General features: G+C 40.3%; 23 protein-coding genes. 13 read left to right on the top strand and 10 right to left on the bottom strand.

The annotated features are described in order from the left end of the window. The 4 genes from V7Q04_RS04555 (at position 1) to V7Q04_RS04540 (ending at position 3680) form a co-directional block, all read left to right on the top strand. Positions 1-714, top strand: a complete 714-nt coding sequence (locus tag V7Q04_RS04555; protein WP_333803743.1) for a DedA family protein — start codon at positions 1-3, stop codon at positions 712-714. Next, a complete protein-coding gene (locus V7Q04_RS04550; RefSeq protein WP_333803742.1) occupies positions 680-2131 on the top strand; it encodes a leucyl aminopeptidase in 1452 nt (483 codons plus the stop codon). Before V7Q04_RS04555 ends, V7Q04_RS04550 begins: the two co-directional genes overlap by 35 nt. Positions 2132-2268: 137 nt before the next feature. After that, entirely contained in the window at positions 2269-2838 is a 570-nt protein-coding gene (locus V7Q04_RS04545) for a CheB methylesterase domain-containing protein (protein WP_333803741.1), read from the top strand. Beyond that, positions 2838-3680 (top strand): CheR family methyltransferase, encoded by an 843-nt coding sequence (locus V7Q04_RS04540; protein ID WP_333803740.1) that lies wholly within the window; start codon positions 2838-2840, stop codon positions 3678-3680. The genes V7Q04_RS04545 and V7Q04_RS04540 overlap by 1 nt, the downstream gene beginning before the upstream one ends. 21 nt (positions 3681-3701) lie before the next feature. Here V7Q04_RS04540 and V7Q04_RS04535 read toward each other — a convergent pair whose 3' ends face one another. After that, positions 3702-4250 (bottom strand): isochorismatase family protein, encoded by a 549-nt coding sequence (locus V7Q04_RS04535; protein ID WP_333803739.1) that lies wholly within the window; start codon positions 4248-4250, stop codon positions 3702-3704. A gap of 94 nt (positions 4251-4344) precedes the next feature. Here V7Q04_RS04535 and V7Q04_RS04530 point away from each other — a divergent pair, with 94 nt between their 5' ends. Further along, complete coding sequence (locus V7Q04_RS04530; protein ID WP_333803738.1) at positions 4345-4881, top strand: RBBP9/YdeN family alpha/beta hydrolase; 537 nt, start codon at positions 4345-4347, stop codon at positions 4879-4881. A gap of 34 nt (positions 4882-4915) precedes the next feature. Here the strand turns inward: V7Q04_RS04530 and V7Q04_RS04525 are convergent, their stop codons facing one another. Together V7Q04_RS04525 and htpX are read right to left on the bottom strand one after the other, a co-directional pair. Beyond that, on the bottom strand, positions 4916-5290 hold the full coding sequence (locus V7Q04_RS04525) for a cupin domain-containing protein (RefSeq protein ID WP_333803737.1): 375 nt from the start codon (positions 5288-5290) through the stop codon (positions 4916-4918). Between the two features lie 86 nt (positions 5291-5376). Further along, a complete protein-coding gene (gene htpX, locus V7Q04_RS04520; RefSeq protein ID WP_333803736.1) occupies positions 5377-6231 on the bottom strand; it encodes a zinc metalloprotease HtpX in 855 nt (284 codons plus the stop codon). 116 nt (positions 6232-6347) lie between these two features. Between htpX and V7Q04_RS04515 the strand changes: the two genes are divergently transcribed. The 3 genes from V7Q04_RS04515 to V7Q04_RS04505 all read left to right on the top strand — a co-directional run bounded on the left by V7Q04_RS04515 (position 6348) and on the right by V7Q04_RS04505 (position 9659). Next, a complete protein-coding gene (locus V7Q04_RS04515; RefSeq protein WP_333803735.1) occupies positions 6348-6716 on the top strand; it encodes a hypothetical protein in 369 nt (122 codons plus the stop codon). 83 nt (positions 6717-6799) lie between these two features. Beyond that, positions 6800-8995, top strand: a complete 2196-nt coding sequence (gene metE / locus V7Q04_RS04510; RefSeq protein ID WP_333803734.1) for a 5-methyltetrahydropteroyltriglutamate--homocysteine S-methyltransferase — start codon at positions 6800-6802, stop codon at positions 8993-8995. 214 nt (positions 8996-9209) lie between these two features. After that, complete coding sequence (locus tag V7Q04_RS04505; RefSeq protein WP_333803733.1) at positions 9210-9659, top strand: DoxX family protein; 450 nt, start codon at positions 9210-9212, stop codon at positions 9657-9659. An 83-nt stretch (positions 9660-9742) separates the two neighbouring features. On the opposite strand, the gene V7Q04_RS04500 is transcribed toward V7Q04_RS04505, so the two are convergent. Beyond that, a complete protein-coding gene (locus V7Q04_RS04500; protein ID WP_333803732.1) occupies positions 9743-10354 on the bottom strand; it encodes a 3'-5' exonuclease in 612 nt (203 codons plus the stop codon). Between the two features lies 1 nt (position 10355). Next, complete coding sequence (locus tag V7Q04_RS04495) at positions 10356-12173, bottom strand: putative nucleotidyltransferase substrate binding domain-containing protein (RefSeq protein WP_333803731.1); 1818 nt, start codon at positions 12171-12173, stop codon at positions 10356-10358. Between the two features lie 130 nt (positions 12174-12303). Between V7Q04_RS04495 and V7Q04_RS04490 the strand changes: the two genes are divergently transcribed. Together V7Q04_RS04490 and V7Q04_RS04485 are read left to right on the top strand one after the other, a co-directional pair. After that, the gene (locus V7Q04_RS04490; protein WP_333803730.1) at positions 12304-12558 is read left to right on the top strand and encodes a hypothetical protein; all 255 of its coding nucleotides are present in this window, start codon (positions 12304-12306) and stop codon (positions 12556-12558) included. Positions 12559-12633: 75 nt separating this feature from the next. After that, on the top strand, positions 12634-13539 hold the full coding sequence (locus V7Q04_RS04485) for a DMT family transporter (protein ID WP_333803729.1): 906 nt from the start codon (positions 12634-12636) through the stop codon (positions 13537-13539). A 49-nt stretch (positions 13540-13588) separates the two neighbouring features. Here the strand turns inward: V7Q04_RS04485 and V7Q04_RS04480 are convergent, their stop codons facing one another. The 4 genes from V7Q04_RS04480 to V7Q04_RS04465 form a co-directional block, all read right to left on the bottom strand. Further along, entirely contained in the window at positions 13589-14173 is a 585-nt protein-coding gene (locus V7Q04_RS04480; protein ID WP_333803728.1) for a LutC/YkgG family protein, read from the bottom strand. After that, positions 14170-15546 (bottom strand): lactate utilization protein B, encoded by a 1377-nt coding sequence (locus V7Q04_RS04475; protein ID WP_333803727.1) that lies wholly within the window; start codon positions 15544-15546, stop codon positions 14170-14172. Before V7Q04_RS04475 ends, V7Q04_RS04480 begins: the two co-directional genes overlap by 4 nt. Next, positions 15543-16286 (bottom strand): (Fe-S)-binding protein, encoded by a 744-nt coding sequence (locus tag V7Q04_RS04470; protein ID WP_333803726.1) that lies wholly within the window; start codon positions 16284-16286, stop codon positions 15543-15545. The genes V7Q04_RS04475 and V7Q04_RS04470 overlap by 4 nt, the downstream gene beginning before the upstream one ends. A 170-nt stretch (positions 16287-16456) precedes the next feature. Next, positions 16457-17083, bottom strand: coding sequence for a LysE family translocator (locus V7Q04_RS04465; protein WP_333803725.1), 627 nt, complete (start codon positions 17081-17083; stop codon positions 16457-16459). A 147-nt stretch (positions 17084-17230) separates the two neighbouring features. Here V7Q04_RS04465 and trhA point away from each other — a divergent pair, with 147 nt between their 5' ends. From trhA to V7Q04_RS04450, 3 genes are all read left to right on the top strand, one after another. Further along, complete coding sequence (gene trhA / locus V7Q04_RS04460; protein ID WP_333803724.1) at positions 17231-17923, top strand: PAQR family membrane homeostasis protein TrhA; 693 nt, start codon at positions 17231-17233, stop codon at positions 17921-17923. Between the two features lie 66 nt (positions 17924-17989). Beyond that, the gene (locus tag V7Q04_RS04455) at positions 17990-18472 is read left to right on the top strand and encodes a ferritin family protein (RefSeq protein ID WP_333803723.1); all 483 of its coding nucleotides are present in this window, start codon (positions 17990-17992) and stop codon (positions 18470-18472) included. Between the two features lie 126 nt (positions 18473-18598). After that, entirely contained in the window at positions 18599-19111 is a 513-nt protein-coding gene (locus tag V7Q04_RS04450) for a ferritin-like domain-containing protein (protein WP_333803722.1), read from the top strand. Positions 19112-19160: 49 nt separating this feature from the next. Here the strand turns inward: V7Q04_RS04450 and V7Q04_RS04445 are convergent, their stop codons facing one another. Then, the gene (locus V7Q04_RS04445; protein WP_333803721.1) at positions 19161-20147 is read right to left on the bottom strand and encodes an acyltransferase; all 987 of its coding nucleotides are present in this window, start codon (positions 20145-20147) and stop codon (positions 19161-19163) included.

Genomic DNA, 20147 nt, shown 5'->3' with positions numbered 1-20147 from the left:
ATGAGTGAATTTATGAATAAACACTCTGGAAAACTCTTCACACTCTTTATGGTTATTATACTCTCAACATTAGGCTATGTCTTGTACATGGCTCCTGTTGTAGGTTTAGAAAATAAATTTATCTATCTCATGAAACAATATGGCTACATCATTCTCTTCTTCTGGGGTATGTTAGAAGGAGAAATGGGTCTTGTTATGGCTGGACTTTTGACCCACACAGGTGATATGAACCTCTTCATCGCTATTTTTGTGGCAGGGCTTGGCGGTTTTGCGGGGGATCAAGTCTATTTTTACATTGGACGTTTCAATAAAAAATTTGTTTATAATAAACTTCGCGGACAACGCCGTAAATTGGCACTTGCCCATCTTTTACTCAAAAAATACGGTTGGCCGATTATTTTTATTCAGCGCTACCTTTACGGTCTTCGCACCGTCATTCCTATTTCCATAGGGCTTACACGTTACAGCGGAAAGATGTTTGCCTTGATCAACCTTATCTCAGCATGGTTTTGGGCGGCATTTACAATCGTTCCAACATGGTATTTTGGACAAGAAATTCTCATCGTCATTCACTGGGCAAAACAACACTGGTATTTTGCTATTCCACTTGCAGGAATTATTGGAGGAGGAATCTCCTACTATTTTCATAAAGTTACAGACAAGACATTTAAGGAAAAACATGCATATCGTAGTACTCAATCAGAAAATAAATGAAACACAAGCGGACGCTAAAATCGTCCTTGTCATCAATAAAGATTTAACACATTCTTCTATCACAGACAAAGAGACACTAGAACTTTTAGGGTTCAAAGGTGAGAGTGAAGAGAGCGTTTTTGTTCCTAGCAGTAAAACACTTTACGTTGGATGCGATTCACTCGATGCCGATGAGATTCGCTTAGCTGCATCTAAAGCACTGGAAGCAATTAAAAAGACCACTATCAAAAGCCTTAGTATTGGAACATACTCTAATGACTGCCCTGGCATTAATATCAAAGCACTTGTTGAAGGTTTTATTCTTGGAAGTTATACCTTTGATGCGTATAAAAGCAAAAAAGATCCACTTAAAATTGAAAAAATTACTATCTGCTTGGAAGACTATAGCCGTACCGATGTTTCAATGGAAACCGCTACAAAGGCATTGCGTTCTGCAACCGCAGTCGCAGAAGCGACCAATTTTGCCAAAGCAATTGTTAATGCAACACCTGAGGACATGACGCCAATTGCACTCGCCGATGTGGCTCAAACATTAACCTCCATTCCAAATGTGACATGTAAAGTCATGGACGAGAACTTTTTAAAAGAACAAGGCATGAACGCGTTCCTTGCCGTCAATCGTGCAAGTGTTCATCCTCCTCGATTAATTCACCTAACCTACAAGCCTGAAAATGCCAAAAAACGTTTGGTTTATGTTGGCAAAGGCTTAACATACGATAGCGGTGGACTGAGCCTCAAACCAAGTGAACACATGGTCACCATGAAAGCTGACAAAAGCGGTGCTGCTGCTGTTATGGCGATCTTAAAAGGCGCAGCAACACTAGAGGTTCCTTATGAGATTCATGCGATTATTGGCGCAACGGAAAATATGATCGGAGGCAATGCGTATAAGCCAGATGATGTTTTAGTTGCTAAAAATGGAAAAACCATCGAAGTACGTAACACCGATGCCGAAGGTCGTTTGGTACTCGCTGATTGTCTGTGTTATGCACAAGAGCTTAAACCTGATCTATTGGTCGATATGGCAACACTGACAGGTGCGTGCGTTGTAGCGCTTGGAGAATTCACCACAGGCATTATGGGACATAACAGTGAACTTAAACACTCAATGCGTAAAGCGTCTGATAAAAGCGGTGAACTAAGCGGTGTATTACCGTTTAACAAATACCTTAAAAAACTGCTCAAAAGCTCTGTTGCCGATATGTCAAACATTAGCTCTAGCCGTTACGGTGGGGCTATTACAGCAGGTTTATTTTTAGATAATTTTATTGAAGAAGAACATAAAGACAAATGGCTTCACCTTGACATTGCAGGTCCAGCATACCTTGAAAAAGCGTGGGGATACAACCAATCAGGCGCAACAGGTGCTGGGGTTAGAATGAACCTCTACTGGATGATCGAAGAAAATAAAAAATAAACTTCTTGCAATTTTGCAAGAAGCTGCCCCAAAAGAGGCAAGCTTTAGAACCATAGCGGTTAGCGTAGACCTTTGTACTTTGCCTAAAAGCCGTTCTAAAAAGAGTTCTAAATAACTCTAATAAAATATGGAGTTTCATGAAACCCAAAATTGTCTTAATCGGAGCCTCGACTGGAGGCCCTGGACATCTTAAAAAGATATTATCTGTTATTTCGCCTACGTATAATGCTGCCATTGTCATCGCACAACATATGAATGCAACGTTTATTCCAAGCTTTATCAGTCAGTTTCAAAATGAACTGCATCTTCCTGTGCATGCCGTCGATAAAAGAATGAATTTAAAAGCCTCTAACGTCTATATCTGTTCTCAAAACTGTAGGCTTTTTAAAGGTGATTTTTCACCTAACATGGAACCTATTGTAGAGGGTGAAACGCCGTACAATCCTAGTATCGATTCACTCTTTTCTTCCAGTGTTGCCTGTGTTAAAGATGCAGAGATATTGGCCGTTTTATTAACAGGAATTGGGCATGATGGTGCCAATGGACTCAGTGAATTGCAAAAAAATGGCGCTACCTGTATCGCTGAGAGTGAAAAAAGTGCTATAGTATATGGAATGCCAAAGCGTGCAATGGAGATAAATCCAAATATTGTTTCGCTAGCATTGGAAGATATTGTACAAACAATTAAAAAATTTGGAGAGTCTTAATGTGGTTTTGGAACAAAAAAAAAGCGCCTGAAGTTGCGCTCAAACACGAAGCTACAGTACCTCAAGAGTTCAATACATTTGGACTTAATGATCTTTTACATTACATCAAGCGTGAAATAGGTGTCGATCTACTTTCTAAAAACAGTGTTATCGAGACCAAACTTCGCCTTTTTTGTGAGCGTAAAGAGATATACAGTTTTCGTAAGCTTTTTGAAACACTTCAGCATGATAAATCGCTTAGACAAGACCTTATAGACTTAGTGACTGTCAATGAAACCTACTTTTACCGAGAAGAGACACAACTTGATCTTGCCGTACATTTTGCACTCGCTATTCCCAATGTCAAAATTCTCTGTGCACCATGTGCATCGGGTGAAGAGGTCTATTCGCTCTCAATGATGTTACAAGATAAAAATAAAAACCTTAGAGAATTTAGCATTACAGGGATTGACATCAATGCTGAAGCCATCGCAAAGGCACAAGAAGGACTCTTTTCAGAACGCTCTTTGCATAAGCTGGATCAACGCCTCAAAGATAAATTTTTCAACCATGAAGATCGTTTTTACCGTGTGAAAAAAGAGTATTTTTCTTCTGTTTCATTTACAAAAGTCAATATCTTTGAGCATGAGTTTCTATCCTTAGGCAAATATGACATTGTATTCTCGCGTAATATGCTCATCTATTTTGATGATGATTTCAGGCTTAAAGCCATTGAGCGTTTTGCCAACTTACTCAAACCTGAAGGTAAGCTCTTTTTAGGCCATGCTGACATCATTCCTGAAAACAACTTTTTTGTTAAACACACCGAGAATCGCCTCTCTTACTATGTAAAGAAGTCTTAATCTTCTTTACATGTAAAGATCTTATAGCCCTTTAACCAAGGCGCTGATGGTCTTAAACTGTGGGTGATTTGCACTGTGTAAAAGCTCGAATAACACCGATTCTGTCGTGCAGAGTTTTGCACCTTCTTGTTCCATCCGACGTAAAGCGATCTCATGATCTTTGTGTTTACGGGAACCTATAGCGTCAACACAAAGCATCACTTCGAATCCTGCTTCTAGCAAATCTAAAACGCTTTGCAAAACACAGACATGACTTTCAACTCCTGCTACGATGACTCGCTTGACATCTAACGTTTGAAGTTTTTCCATGACATCACTGTTTTGGCAACAACTAAAAGTACGTTTTTCATAAACCATCGTTTCTTTGAGTATGGCTCGAAGCGGTGCAATAGTCTCACCAAGCCCTTGTGTGTATTGTTGATTGCACACAATAGCAACATCCAAAGCTTGGAGTCCTTGAAGTAAAACCAACAGATGTTTTTCAATAAGCTCATGCCCTTCAATATGCCCAAAAAGACGCTCTTGCACGTCAACCAATAACATAGCTGTCTCGTTCGCTAAAAAGCGCATGAAAACTCCTCACTCAATTTTTTGACTATCATAACCTAGTCTCTTTTAAGGCACTCTAAACTAAAATAACGGCATTTTAAAATACGAGGTCTGTATGAAACCGTCCGTTCTAATTCTTCCTGGATACCAAGGCTCTGGCGAGACACATTGGCAAACGCATTGGGAAAAAAAGCACCCCGATTTTATGCGCGTTCATCAGCGCGATTGGAACCACCCTATCGCTAGCGAGTGGGTTGAAACACTTGAAGCTACGCTCAAACAGTTGGATGAACCTGTCTATTTGGTCGTACACAGTATGGGGTGCTTGACATTGGCACATTGGGCGGCAACGAAAAATCACACCCCCATTCGTGGTGCATTGATCGTAGCCCCACCGGATCCTAAAGAGCCTCTATTTCCAAACATTGCTGAAGGATTTGAGCAAACACCTATGCAGGCATTTGATTTTCCAAGTATCATTATGGCGAGTAGTAATGATCCTTATGGAAGCATCGACTACGCGAAAAATCTTGCAAAAGCGTGGGGAAGTAGTTTTGTCAATGTTGGCGAAAAAGGACACATCAACACTACTAGTAATTTGGGATTATGGGAAGAAGGTCTTATCTATTTGGAGCAACTTCGTAAAGCCTAAAAAGCCTCTTTGAAGAGGCTTTTACCGCTCAGCGCTAACAACCACAGCTCTGACCGCCAGATGTGACCATTTCTATTGTGTCTTCTTTGTTAGGGACTAAGCACAAAAATTCATAATCTTCATCACCAATAACATGATACGAATGTGCCACACCTGCCGGGATGAAAATAATGTCATCTTTGAGCGCAATGAAGCTTTCATCTCCCAGGTGTACTCTGGCTTTACCTTTCAGTACGTACTGTTCATGTTCAACCGTATTGGTGTGAAATGGCATATGACCGTCTTTTTTAATGACGAATTTGCGCATCGCGAAATTATTTTCAATGCTTGGAGCAATGAGCATTTGCATACTAGCACCCTCACCTGCTTGAAGTGGAGAACTTGGTATATCATTTAAAGAGCGTTTCATCAAAAATCCTTTACATGCAAACGTCTTTTGACGTCTTTTTTTGCTTTCATTTTCTTTTATTTTAGCGCAATGATTTTAAGATCGCCTTATGATTTCAACTCTAATTTAAGCTCTTCAAGTCGTGCTATACGCTCTTCTGTGCTCGGGTGAGTTGAGAAAAGCGATGCAAAGGAGATATCTTTGCCAAAGAAAGGGTTAATGATAAACATATGTGCATTTTCAGGTGTTGCTTCTTGTACCATGCCTTGACGATTGTAGTTAGAAAGTTTTGCCAATGCACTTTGTAACCACTCAGGGTGACGTGTTAACCTTGCCGCTCCTTCATCTGCCATGTATTCGCGGTTGCGGCTAATCGCCATTTGAATCACTGCCGCGGCAAGAGGTAAAATAATGGCAAGAACGATCATCACAATAGGATTAGGGCGATTTTCACGGTCTCCTCCAAAGAAAGCTCCAAACTGCATCATGTTTGCGATCATCCCAATCGCTCCTGCGATCGTAGCCGCAATGGTTCCTATTAAAATATCATAATGTCTCACATGGCTTAATTCATGTGCCAATACCGCTTCAACTTCTTCGTCATCTAAAAGCTCTAAAATCCCCTCAGTTACAGCAACAGCGGCATGAGAGGGATTGCGTCCTGTGGCAAACGCATTGGGTATTGAATCGGGAATAATATATATTTGCGGTAATGGAAGATTGGCTTTTTGACTTAAGCGCTCAACGATAACATACAGCCCATTTGCCTCTTGTCTGGAAACAGGAATTGCATTGTAATGACGCAGAACCAGTTGGTCTGAGTAAAAATAACTTACAAAATTCATCACTCCTGCTAAAACAAGCGCTATCAGCATACCTTGCGTTCCACCCATCATGCCACCAACCCAAACAAATAACAAACTCATTAAGGTTAACAATATAACGGTTTTTATCACTTCCATAGGTACTCCTTAAGTCATTATAGTAGAGTATTTTACATCAGAATGGTAAATAATTTTTACGCACCATTCATTTTAACAATGTGTTATAATGCGCCAACAAAATAGAAGGATGTACGTTGAGACTGCCTCAGGGCTTTGGTAAAAAAGGCTACTTTTCTCTTGCTGCCATACAAGCTTCCACCAGCGAAGTTAAAACCAAACGCGTTCACGCACGCCTGCTTCATACTACTCGTCTGTTTGCCGATACCTGTGATCAAGAAGAAGTCGAAGACGACCCACCACCATTTTCGGCTACGCTTCTAGGATTTATCACAACCTATCGTCCCAGACTTTGCAAATGCAGTCGCCTTTTTGCAAAGCGCGCCCACTCCGCCATAAAACGTGCCAAAATAAGACGTAAATCTAACTGCAATTGTCGTTACTTTAGCTTCCGCCGTTCAGGCATCCACCCTCCTCTTTTTTCCTTTTTTTCAAACACACCATAACCAACTTTGCCACGCATGTACGCTGGCCTCATTTTTTCAAAAAAGTATCGCTTTTTTGAAGTATAAGAAACAAGGAAAAAAGTATGTCAAAAACCTACGTTACAGGCTTTCCTCGCATTGGGGAAAAACGTGAACTCAAATTTGCTTTAGAAGCATTTTGGGCGGGAAATTCCGATTTTGAAGCCGTTAAAACTGTTGCAAAATCATTGCGAGCACGTCATTGGAACTACCAAAAAGAACGTCACATCGACTTTATTTCATGTAATGACTTTAGTCTTTACGACACGATGCTCGATACAACAGTAATGTTAGGTGCTATTCCTCCTCGATTTGAAGCTATTGAAGATAAAACAGCACGTTACTTTGCAATGGCAAGAGGCGATAAAGACCGTGCTGCTATGGAGATGACCAAGTGGTTTAACACAAACTACCACTACATCGTTCCTGAGATTCATGCACATATGGCTTTTCGTGTTGATATTAGCAAAATTGCCGAAGAGTACCTAGAAGCTAAAGCATTAGGGCTAAATCCAAAAATCAACCTGATAGGACCACTTACATTTCTAGCCCTCTCAAATCCCGTTGATGGAAGTGACATTTTTTCACTCTTTGATGGCATTTTGGAAGCGTATACTAAAGTCCTTCAAGCTATTGCTAGTTTAGGTGAAAATATCATCGTCCAATTTGATGAACCCCTCTTTGCCAAAACCTTAGAACCAAAATTTTTCAGCCTTCTAAAAATTGCTTATGAGCGTTTAGGATCGGTAAGTAAAAGCCTTAAAATAGCAGTTGTTACGTACTTTGATCGTGCCAATGAAGCGGTTGAGATTCTTGGGAATTGCCCTATTTGGGCGATCGGACTGGACTTTGTCTATGGCGAGGAGAACCTCGAAGCGCTGTTACATCTAAACGACAAAATGCTCATTGCAGGTGTTATAGATGGTCGCAATGTTTGGAAAAATAATACCTCTAAAACATATGCATTGTTAGAAAAGATCAGCGAAAAAATTGATGCGAAAAACATCATAGTCTCAACCTCATGCTCGCTTTTACATGTACCATTTTCAACACAATTTGAAGATAAAATGGCACCTGAAGTAAAAAATCGCCTCAGCTTTGCGCTCGAGAAACTGGCTGAGTTAGAGCAGATCAACACACTTTGGGAAACACGCCAAAAACCAGAGGCAAACGAAGGCTTCCAAAAAGCAAATGCCCTTCAAAAAAGTGCCCCGTCTTACACAAGGTCTGCGTATGCAACACGCTTTGCCTTGCAACAAAAAGCCCTAAATTTGCCACTTTTCCCAACAACAACCATCGGTTCATTCCCGCAGACCAAAGAAACCAGAGCGGTGAGAAATGCATACAAGAAAGGTGAAATCTCTCGTGAGCAGTACGAAGCTTCTTTAAAAACATCCATCAAAGAGTGCGTGGAACTTCAAGAAGCATTAGGACTGGATGTCCTCGTACATGGTGAGTTTGAGCGTAATGACATGGTTGAGTACTTTGGCGAACTTTTAGAGGGTTTTGCCTTTAGTCAAAACGGTTGGGTACAAAGCTATGGCAGTCGTTGCGTTAAGCCTCCACTTCTCTACGGCAGTGTCAAGCGCAAACAAGCCCTCAGTGTGGACTGGACTGTTTACGCTCAAAGTCTCACCGATAAGCCAATGAAAGGTATGCTCACAGGTCCTGTGACCATCCTCAACTGGTCATTTGTACGTGATGACATCCCTAAAAGTGAAGTCGCTTATGAAGTCGCTACGGCTATCGCTGAAGAGGTTGATGAGCTTCAACGTCACGACATCAAAATCATACAAGTCGATGAAGCCGCGTTTAAAGAAGGTTATCCTCTACGCGCGGAGAAAATAAAAGCCTATGAAAAATGGGCAGTGGAGAGCTTTAAAGCTTCGGTTGGCACCGCATGGGATCAAACGCAGATTCACACCCATATGTGTTACAGCAATTTTAACGACATCATCGACACGATAGAGCGCATGGACGCCGATGTCATCACCATCGAGACCTCACGCAGTGGCAATAAACTGCTCAAAGTCTTCCAAAAAGCCAATTATAGGGCACAAATAGGACCAGGTGTTTACGACATCCATTCGCCTCGTGTGCCGAGTGTGGAAGAGATGAGCGAGCAAATCAAAGCATGCTTACAAGTACTCCCCAAAGAGCAACTCTGGATAAACCCAGATTGTGGGCTGAAAACAAGAGGCTGGAGTGAAACCAAAGCGGCTTTAGAAAATATGATAAAAGCCGTACATTTAGCGCGTTAGGCGTTATCACGAGGGGATTTTTCCTCTCGTGATATTTTCCAATTAAGCCTTTATTCAGTGCTCTCATATGCAAGGCTTGACATTTTAAAAAATTATAACTATACTAAAATGCTATAGGAGCAGTGTTAAATGCTGTGACTTTGGCTTTTGATGCAATGAATTTCCTCCAATGCATACAAACATCCAACAAAACAATCTAAGTAAAAGGACTTCTATGTGTATAGAAAACATATTTGCAAAATATGAAAATAAAGATATTGCCAGCCTTGTATTGCGCGTATCAGTTTCTGCGCTAATGCTTTTTCACGGCATCGCAAAATTTCAAGGAGGCATTGATGGCATTAAAGAGTTGGTCGTAAGTTTTGGTCTACCATCGTTACTTGCTTACGGTGTTTATGTAGGCGAAATTCTCATGCCACTTCTACTTATTCTCGGACTATTGACGCGAGTGAGTTCACTGATATTTGGTGGAACAATGCTGTTTGCAATTGCATTAGCACACAGCGAGATGCTTTTTGCGATTGATGCGGAAACGGGCGGACTTATGATCGAGTTGCCACTTCTTTATTTAATTGCCTCAATCGCCCTCTTCTTTTTAGGAGCTGGGAAATTTAGTGTAGACGCTAAACTCAAACAATGCCCTTGCCGTTTTAAAAAAGCGTAAGGTATCTGCACACTGTGGCACGACCAGTGCCCTTTGTGCGATATTTAAAGTTTTACATGTAAAGTATAACGCTTTCTACTTCTCTACATCTTCCCAATATTCTGCAATTTAATATACATCATTGCCGTCATAACGGCATCATTGAGCGCGTCATGCTTTCCAAAGATAGGCAAGCCTAGATCGTTCATCATCACATCAAACCGCAAATCTATAACACCATCGGGAATGAATTTTATTTTTTTGTCATGGTAGAGTCCTGAGACTTCGATTTGAGGATTGGGAAGTGTGATGCCAAGCCATGGTTTAACGTATTTATTGATCATCTTTATGTCAAATTCGAGGTAATAGCCTACCAGTGGGCGTGCGCCTATGAAGTGTAAAAACTGCGTGATTGCCTCGCGTGCTTCGCACCCATTCTCTAAGTCAATATTGCGAATTTGATGAATCTTGATGCTTTGCTCGCCCACCTCTCGTGTGGGTTTGACAAAGAGCTCGAACTTTTGGGACATCAAGATTTTATTGCCTTTGAGCTTCACCGCTCCGATGGAGAGAATCTCATCTTTTTTGGGGTTCAGCCCTGTCGTTTCGGTGTCAAATACCACAACTTCATCTTCGGGGGCTTCCTCAAATAAAAAACGGTACTGCTCGTCTTTGATTTTTTGGGCATTGCGTTTGGCAAAAAAAGAGGCAAACATGCTAGCTTACCATCGAGAGTTTAAAATGGTGCGTCAAAAACTTTTTAAATTTATTGACGATTTTGAAGCTGTCTTTGAGAAGCTCTAGCTCTAACTGATTGAGGTTTTCGATGTTCACAAAGTTGTCAAGTCCTTTGCTCTCGCCTCGTGCCAAACGCTCTTTGAGACGAAGGTTCAGCAATGTGTCGAGTGCTTCGGTGAGTGCACCTGCAAAATCTGCATCGATGACGTCTGCTTTTGCAAGCTTTTTGATGCGAGTCACTGTATCGGTTGGCTCGATTTTATGCTCCAACGCAAGGGCGCGTACACCTTGAACAATGGGGAAAATACCCCCCTTTTTAACGTCAATTTTATTGTTTTCTGAAATAAGCGTTGTAAAGATGCCGATGGGTGTTTCAAACGCCGTTGCGGCTTTGGCGAAGTTCGCTAAAAAAGGGCTCTGCTCTTCGACATGCTCAAATACTTCTTCTTTGAGTTTACGAAGCATCGACGCATCACCCGCAACAGCAATGGCATCAAAAAAGATCGCAAGGTTCATCACATCTTCCATCGTAGGCGCATCAAACCACCGTACAATCTCCTTATGGTAAGCGCTCCAATGCTTGCACCAGTAAGGGTTAGAAACCATGATGTTCCCCTCACAACGTGGGAATCCAAAGTCGATGAGTGTTTGCGTAAAGCGTTGCATGTAAGGCTCATAAAGGCTGGCATCCATACTATCATCGATAATAAGGGCATTGTCTTGATCGGTTTTAAGCAGTTGTTCTTTACGCCCTTCACTGCCCATAACAATCAAACAGGCTTTTTTAGCAAGCTCCTCTGGAACAATCATCCCGTAGAGTTTTTCGTAAATCTTCTCGTTGATCTCAGAAATTAGCTTCGCGATATAATCAACCTTTGTCCCTTTGACATGTAGTTTTTTAACAATGTTGATGAGATCGCTGCTTGCTTGTTTGAGCTCTTCAATACTCGTTGCTTTTCGGATCTGAACAGCAACCAAATACGTATGATTAGCAAAATAACTCAGCAAATCAAGTTGCTCTAAAATACCGATAATCTCACCATCACGTGTCACAATCAAACGCTTAATCGAATGCTTCGTAAAGCTCAAAAGTGCATTAAAAAGGTAGTCATCGGCTTCAATGGTAATGATGGGGTAAATCGCAATGGGTCCTATGGGGGCATGTTTGTCGTACGCTTCAAACAACACATGTTTGCGAACAATGCTATCGGTAACAATGCCATACTCGTACCCATCGCCATTGCGCACGATAATGCAGTTACTTTTCTTACTATCCATCTGTTTAAGCGCATCCATAATAGAACACTCTTTATCTACAATAGTCGGTTCATGCAAATAGCTGTCTTGCACCCGTGCCATCATAAAACCTGAAAGTTCGGTGGTGTACTCTTTTTGTTTGGCAGATTGGATTTTATTGGCAAGATCTTGAATGAAATAGGCCTTAAATGCGGCATTGCTATCAAGCAGTGCTAAGAAGTCCTCTTTTTTGAGTTCATAACAAATAAGCTCCTCAAGCACTTTAAAACTACTTTCACTTTTAGCGTAAATGAGTGCATCTGCATCAAAAGAGTTGGACTTGCTGTACACTTTAAGTAACTCTTCTTCGTTAAACTCCCCTACTTCACCTTTGATGATGATGTACAAAAATTCTGAAGGTTTTGAAGGCGAGAGTAGAAGTGTCTCTTTTTTGTAGTAAGCGATATTCATCGCACTAATGGCTTTACTTATCTCGGTTTTAGAAAGCAGTTGAAACGGATGAATGGAGCGTAAAAACGCCTCAAGATCGTACATGCTCATGGCAAAGCCCTTGTATAAAGATTGCTAGATTGTAACGTGCATAAAGCATAAAAACGCTTACATGGAAATGTTAATGGAAAAGATAAGCCAAGAATGTGGCATAATTGCACACAAAAAATAAGGAAAAGCCTTGCATCCAACGATTGAAACTTTTTTAGCGAAAATTACAGCCCTTCATCAATTAGAACCCAAAAATCTCCCTAATGACGTTTTACAAGTCATGGTTTCCATGAGCCCTGAAGAACTTTTTAAAACTTGTACACAACTTGCGGTACTGCTAAACAATATTCCTAGTCAAAGTGCACCTATTACGCTCACTGAGGTTGAGATTGGCACTTTGGCAGAAGAGTATTTAAAAGGCATTTTAAAACGCTTTCGCGGATAAACTACACACTTTGCCTCGCACTGCTTTTAACAAACACAGTGTACAATGGCGCACAATTTTTTTGAAAGAGACTTCGTGAAACAACAACGTATTGATCTGATTGGTATTTTATTTTTACTCATAGCTATGCTGACATGGGCAAGTTCATTTATAACTCTTAAAGCGGCTATTGGTCCATTAGGTCCCATGAGTGTCGTCTTTGGACGTATGGTGGTTGCAAGCCTCTGTTTTGTCTATTTTATTAACCAATTTAGAAAGCTTGAATTTACGAAAAAAGACATCAAGTACATTCTTTTACTGACGCTTTTTGAGCCTTGTTTTTACTTTATTTTTGAAGCAAAAGCTTTGCAACTCACCACAGCATCTCAAGCAGGTATGATTACGTCAATGATGCCTCTTATGACAGCTATTGCGGCAAGTTTTGTACTCAAAGAGTACCTGAGTAAGCGTGTCGTGCTAGGTTCTTTTCTAGCCGTTGTGGGTGCCGTTTGGCTGAGCCTTGGGGCACAAAGCAGTGAACATGCAAGCAATCCACTTTTAGGCAACTTCTTGGAATTTTGTGCCATGGTCTGTGGTACATGGTATGCCATCTCTGTGCGATATCTTAGCCAAAGATTTTCTGCCCTTTTCTTGACGGCTATTCAAGCCTTTATTGGCACGATATTTTTTGCGCCACTCGCTGTTTGGGAGTATTTTACACTTCCAATGAGCATTACATGGGATGTGGTTGGTTGGATTTTCTATTTGGGAATTGTCGTTACGCTCGGGGGATACGGCATGTTTAACCTGGCACTCAGTCGTATCGAAGCCTCAAAAGCTTCTGTTTTTGTCAATCTCATTCCTGTGTTTACCGTACTGTTGGCGTATCTCTTTTTAGGGGAAGTACTCAGTCAAACGGAGATGATGGCAAGCTTTGTGATTTTTGGAGGAATTATCGTCTCTCAATTACCTCGTTTTCGAGCAAAAGAAAAACTTCTTTAGTATTTACATAACACGATAAAGGGGCTACTTAGCCCCTTTTGTATTAGAATTAAATGAACACCACACATGCCTCAGTTGCACCATGTGCTCCAATAACAAGAGATTGCTCAATATCAGCCGTCTTTGAAGGTCCGCTGATGAAAATGCCAAATATATCTTTTGCACCAAAACTGACTCTGGTGTATGCTTCATGCATACTGTGAACCACTTCACCCTTAGGCACAACAATCATCAACTTTTGAGCGATAAAATAAAGTGCACGGTGTCTTGCATCAGCTTCTTTAACCCATACTGCACCATTTTCAGCCACTGCAAATTCACCTTTAATGATCGCAAGATCAACGTCTTTAAGGGTATGAGGATCATCCGTTGCACCAAGCTCTTTTGTGCCTTCAAGTCCACTCACCGTTGAGACAATAACAGATGCGTCTTTATAGTGTTCTTTGATGTACGCTTGCACAGCGCTTACACTTTCAAGTTGGACTGCATTTCCACCGACACTTGCCAAACTTGAGGCAAATTTAGCATCCAAATCATCATACGTTGTATGCAAAATATTGACTTCGGGTAAAGCATTTTCACTGTATGGTTTTGCTGCTTTGATTGCTTTTAAAATGGCTTCACGTGAACTCATTTGATACCCTTTTTCGCTTTGTAAAGTTCTTTAAAACTGTTTTGGGGGAATGGTGGTAGTTCTCTACCTTTTCCCCAGAGATTGAATTTTGAGTAGACCAGAAAACGTGGTAAAATCGGTACTATTTTACGTGCCATAAAGCCTGCAAGATCCATTAGTTTTGGACGGCACATCAACCATGTTGCCATTTTTAAGGCATTATGTTTTGTAGGGCTTAAGTAACCCGCTTCCACAACATCCTGCCGTTTGAGATAGAGCTGTTGGGCTAAATCCACTTTAACGGGACAAACATTTGAGCAAGAAGAGCACAGAGAACACGCAAACGGTAAGCTGTAGTATTTTTTCAAATCGCGACTTGGTGCCAAAGTTGAGCCAATTGGTCCAGGGATAGTATAACCATAACTGTACCCACCACTTCTTCGGTAGATCGGACAAGTATTGAGACACGCGCCACAACGAATACACTGAAGTGATTTAACGTAACGCTCGTCACTTAAAATTTTACTTCTGCCATTATCGACGATAACCACATGCATCTCACCACCTTCAACCGCTCCATGGTAATGTGATGTATAGGTTGTTACAGGTTGACCTGTCGCACTGCGAGCCAATAAACGGGTAAAAATGCTCAAATCTTTAAGACGAGGAATAATCTTTTCAATACCCATGCACGCAATATGCAGTTTTGGTAAAGCAGCCCCTAAATCAGCGTTGCCTTCATTCGTACACACCACAATGCCACCTGTTTCAGCAATTGCAAAGTTAACACCTGTCATTGCCGCATCAGCACCTAAAAACTTCTCACGCAAATGCGCACGTGCAGCACGCGTCAAATACGTTGGATCAGAATTGCCTTTTTCCGTCTTTAAAAATTTCTCAAAGGTCGTTCCAACATCCTCTTTTTTAAGATGAATCGCTGGCAATACGATATGAGATGGAGGCTCATTACGCAGTTGCACAATGCGCTCTCCAAGGTCTGTATCAACTACTTCGATGCCATTTTTTTCAAGATAAGGGTTAAGATGGCACTCTTCGGTTAACATCGATTTGCTCTTAACGATCATCTTGACATTTTTTGAACGCAAAATGTCGAGCACTATCTCATTATGCTCTTTAGCATCTTTCGCCCAATGAACACGAATGCCACGTGCTTGGGCATTTTTCTCGAAAATTTCAAGGTATTCATCAAGATTGGCTAGCGTGTGAGATTTGATCTTATCGGCAGTACCGCGAAGTGATTCCCACTCATCTAAGCTTTTTGCTTGATTGTCACGTTTAACACGAACAAACCACAAAGCTTTATCATGCCATTTCATACGCTCAACATTGCTAGCAAACTTATCGGCAAGTTCAGGATGGTTGTGGTGACTCATTGGACATCTCCTGCTAAAATTTGGGCAATATAAACAGTTTTAAGTGGCATTTTTTCACGATCAATCACACCTTGCATGTGCATCAAACACGACATATCAACACCGGTAATATACTCGCTACCTGCATCAAGGTGATCTTGCAAACGAGCACGTCCCATAGCAATACTCATCGCTTCTTCGGTAATAGCAAACGTACCACCAAAGCCACAGCATTCATCTTTTCGCGTTAACTCAGAATAACTAATGCCCTCAACTTTATCCAGTAAGTTTTTAATTTTAGAAAATTCGGGTACATTTTTCTCACTCATACTTGCCAAACCAAGTTCACGGTGTGCATGACAGCTGTTATGAATACCGACTTTGTGTTTAAATGTTGCATTCATAGAAGTAGGTTTGATAACATCATGTAAAAATTCGATGAGTTCGTAGGTATGGCTTCGCATTCGCTCAAATCCATCACGACTTTCTAGAAATTGAGCATAATTATGACGAACCATACTGACACAGCTTCCACTAGGCGCTACGATGTAATCGTAATCTTTGAAGATTTTAAAAAAGCGTTCAGCAAGCACAGCCGTTTCTTTAGCACAGCCTGTGTTAGCTTGAGCTTGCCCACAACAGGTTTGCTCCAGCGGATACTCCACATCTAACCCCAAATTTTCCAACACCTTAAGCGTTGACATGGAAGCTTCAGGGTATAACTCGTTCATAAAACAGGGGATAAATAGACCTATTTTCATACTTACTCCGTTACATAATTTTTATATAATATCGTAACAACTACGTCACACAAACGTATGATATTTTTTATGACCCTAAAATATTTTGTAAAAAAATTTCAATAAGTAACACTCCTGCGAACAGTGCAAGAATAACAGCCAAAAGTTGTGACTTTTTCATCGTGCCATGCCTATCGTGACGAAAGTGCTAATTTAATTGCCAAACCTGCAAATACAGTCCCCGCAATACGATTAAGAATTTTTTCACCATTTTTCGTTTGACTAAACCATGTACCTAAACGACCAGCCAGCAAAGAGACAAGCGTGAAAACCACAAAAGCACTGAGCATAAACAAAGCACCAAGGCTAAAAATTTGCCCTGTTACATTACCAAGAGAAGGATTGGTAAATTGAGGTAAAAATGCAAGAAAAAAGATAGAGACTTTAGGATTGGTAATGTTCATGAAAATACCACGTTTATAAAGTGCGCTAAAGCTAATGGGGCTTTTATCGCTTTCTAGTTTACTTTTACTTGCGTCTTTAAATGCCATAAATGCAAGATAAAGAAGATAAGCAGCACCCACAAATTTTAAAATACTAAACGCAATGGCAGATGTTTGAAAAATAACAGCAACGCCAAGTGCAACAGCAGTTGTATGAAAAATAAGCCCACTACATAAACCAAGGGCAATAACAATGCCTGCCCTGCTCCCTTTGGTCATAGACTGGGTTAAAACAAAAAGCACATCGGGACCTGGGGCAAGTGCTAAAAGTGTTGAAGCCGTTACAAACATTGCAATGGTCTGAATTTCAAGCATTCCAATCTCCTTTGAATCTGTTATGATGTAAAAATTGTACCCAATATATGCCTTAGATTACCTTCATAAAGGGCTAACAGAAGGGCTTGGTATGCATGATTTTTGCTTTGTCCTGAAAAGACACTATATTTACAAAATAGCAGTATAATGAACGTACTTCTACTGAAAATAGTCGGAAAGGATAGCACCATCGAAATAACAAATTCTTACTCTTTAATAGAAGAGATTTGGCATAGCATAACACATGGTATTGGGCTTTTGTTGAGTGTGAGCGCACTGACCCTTTTGTGTGTTTTTGCAGGGCAAAGTGGTGATGGAGTCAAAATAGCAACTGCTTTAGTTTTTGGACTTTCATTGATGGTGATGTATGGCGCTTCAACGCTTTACCATGCTATTCGCCTCCCTCATGCTAAAGCTATTTTACGCCAAGTTGACCACTGTGCTATTTATGTTCTTATTGCAGGAACGTATACGCCCATCTCGCTTTTAGGTATTAAAGGCGTTGTAGGATGGGTGCTTTTTGGCATTGCTTGGGCTATTGCAGCTTTTGGGATTACCCTCAAGATTATCTACCCAGAACGCTTTCATAAGACCTCTTTGAGTTTGTATGCCCTTATGGGATGGATGGTGATCTTTGCAGTTCAACCACTACTTGAGAATGTGGCTTTTTTGCCACTATGCTTACTGGTAGCAGGAGGAATTACCTATACGATTGGAATTATTTTTTATGTTTGGAAAGGACTTGCCTACAGTCATACCATCTGGCATTTTTTTGTATTGGGAGGTTCTACTTTTCACTTTTTTGTCGTTTTAATACTCATTTTAGATAAATCGCTCTAGCGCTTTCAAGAGATTTATCATCAAATTTTTATACAATATCTTCATTAAGACACATTAAGGGATACTATGAATATCTACGAATACGCGATGCAAATTGAAAAAGACGGAGAGATCTTCTATCTTGATCTTGCCGAAAAAATAGAAGATGAAGGTATTAAAAATATTTTTTTGATGCTCGCAGAAGAAGAAGTAAAGCACTATATAATTTTTGAAAAAATGAATAAACGACAAACATTTACAACGCAACATACAACCCATTTAATCAAACACACCCTTGCGTTGTTTCACAAAATGCGTAAAGAAAACCCACATTTTTCTTTTTCGCGCTCTTACATTGAAGCCTTTAAAAGCGCTCTTCGCACGGAAGAAAACAGTTATCAATTTTACATCGAAAAAGGAAATATGCTTGAAGATGGAGCACAAAAAGAGGCTTTCTTTCGCATTGCGGAAGAAGAAAAAGAGCATATGATTTTGCTCCAAAATCTTCTGGCCTTTGTTGAGAATCCACTTGAATGGATAGAAAGTCATGAACTTAAAATGCCTTTATAGACTTTCATGCTTATTTTAGTAGTAATTAAAAATTAAACCTTATTCTTTATCAGCTTTTTATCATATAGTTTCTATAAACTGAATGGAGATTTATCTTAGTATTAAAACCAAAAAAAGGGGTGTACGATGAATGTCTACGAATATGCGATGAAAGTCGAAAAAGATGGAGAGCGATACTACCGAGAGTTAGCCGAAAAAACATCCGATAAAGGGGTGAAGTCTATCCTTATCATGCTTGCGGATGAAGAGGTGAAACACTACATTGTGTTTGACAAGATGAGTAAAAATCAAATTATTCCAACACAACCCAGTGTTGACATTTTTAAACACACTAAAAATATTTTTGAAAAATTACAAAAAGAGAACGCAACACCAAGCTTTAGCCAAGATCAAATAGAGTTTTACAAAAGCGCCCTACTCTCTGAAGAGAATAGCTACAAATTTTATACGGAAAAAGCCTTAATGGTTGAAGATGCAGAGCAAAAAAAAGCATTTTTGCGCATTGCAGAAGAAGAGAGAGCACATTATGTTCTCTTGGAAAATTTAGTCGAGTATGTCTCTGCTCCTGAGCAATGGGTCGAGAGTGCGGAATTCAACCATCTCAGCCAAAAATTTGTTCAAAAAACCGCGTTGCTATAGCCTTTAACGCCAAACAAGAGATGTTTTAAAGCATCTCTTGCACTTTTTCTTAGATCAGCTTATCAAATCCAATCACTTTTTTAAATCTCTCGATACCTACAGATAGAACCAAACAAATCCCTAAAAGTACTGCAAAAATCACTACGGGGTATTTAAAGCTGTAGATAAAATTAGGAAAATAATAGTAGTAAATAAACGTGTGAAATAAAAAGATATTGAACGAGTGAACACCCACAAATTCAAATGCCTTTTTCGCCCAAGTAGAAAAAACAATCAGTTCCGTTGTCCATATAATGAGCAAAATCGCAAAAAAAGTATCGGCTCTGATACTGTCAAAAAACCAACCATTTTGGCGGTACCATGCTACAAATACTGTGAAAATAGCCAGTGTTAGGAAACGCCAACGACCTTGCTTATCAAACCAAATGAGCATTTTGACAAAACCATCTTTTTGAGAAAGATACACACCCACAGCAAATGGAAAAATCCAGTCGTTGACTAAAGGAATCGGCACAAATAAAAGCAATGCCGTTAAAGCTAAAAACCAAAGGTGGAACTTTTTAGTCAACGTATACACAAAAGGAAAAATGGCATATAGCACGATAATAAGGCTCATAAACCACCATGTCGCATTGTAACCATAGCTCACCCATGTAAACATATGAACACCCAGCATTTGAAGCATAAAACCTTGAAAGACATGCTCACCGTAAACAAGTGAGAGTGTTCGCCCCATAAACCATGCCCCAAAAGGGACAAAAATAAGGGCTATGAGCCAGTAGTTCATGTAAAGTTTGAGTAATCTGCGCTTGTAAAATGCACCTAAGTCAAGCCCTTTTTTCTTAATCGACTCCGCCAAGCCATACCCACTGAGTACCACGTAAATACCCACACACACCTTGGCTAAAAGTGCCGTTTGAAAAACGATAAAGCCCATTTCTGGCTTCTCATAGAAAAGATGGTGCCATAAGATGAGCATCAGCGCCATTCCTTTACTCGCATTGGTGATGGAGACATCAAACTTTTCTAGAACCAT

Origin of the sequence: Sulfurospirillum sp. (assembly GCF_036802865.1) — a bacterium.
Lineage (GTDB): Bacteria > Campylobacterota > Campylobacteria > Campylobacterales > Sulfurospirillaceae > Sulfurospirillum.
Note: the sequence above shows the minus strand (reverse complement) of the source record. Positions and strands in the feature narration are given on the sequence as shown.